The organism is Achromobacter sp. Marseille-Q0513 (genome assembly GCF_018195695.1).
GTDB lineage: Bacteria > Pseudomonadota > Gammaproteobacteria > Burkholderiales > Burkholderiaceae_B > Achromobacter.
This window is the reverse complement of the sequence record NZ_JAGTJY010000444.1, coordinates 1-623: the sequence shown is the minus strand read 5'-3', so window position 1 is coordinate 623 and position 623 is coordinate 1. Positions and strand designations below refer to the sequence as shown.

The 623-nt window shown below is 53.9% G+C and carries 1 protein-coding gene; it reads left to right on the top strand.

Translation table 11 applies throughout. From position 1 onward, the window contains the following. The coding region (locus KDH83_RS31170) for a hypothetical protein (RefSeq protein WP_212322970.1) at window positions 1-592 on the top strand (592 nt) is incomplete at its 5' end. Window positions 593-623 lie beyond the last annotated feature (31 nt).

Here is a 623-nt window from a genome sequence, read left to right as displayed (position 1 = left end):
GGCCCAAATTATTGGTGCATTGGGCACTATGGCAGCAGTTATTATTTCTTTGCATCTCGCGCGCAGGCAACACGCCCCCAAAGTGCGGTTGACACTAGGCGAACGCATGCAGGTGGTCCAAGACCCTCTGAAAGTTACGACGTTCCTTTCCATCCTCGTTCGCAATATAGGATTGGCTGACGTCACTGTCTATGACGCAAGCCTGGGTGTCCCTCTTGGAAAGGGCCAATGGCAGAGTACGATGTTCGCCCCAATTGACAATGTGACCGAACCAACTGCTACCCCTGCGGGCCCATCGGCGCCGTTTCCAGCAACGATACGCGCTGGTCAGAGCCTCGTTGTGGATTTGCCGCTTGACGTGTGGTTCTGGCAACTCTGGCAGCAATCCCGACAACAAACGCGTTTTAGGCGGCCTTGGATCAAAGTCAATGCATCTCTTCGTAGCGGAGTCCAGACCACTTACCTAACTAAGAAAGAAATTACTATGGTGGACAGCCTCAAGCTACGCCATGAAAACCAGATCAGAATGAGCGAGCTGTTTGCAGTCGCCCAAATCGGCCCTCCAGCTCCCGCCTCCTACTCGAACACGTAGGGGAAACGGCTCCACACGTATTGCCCACTAC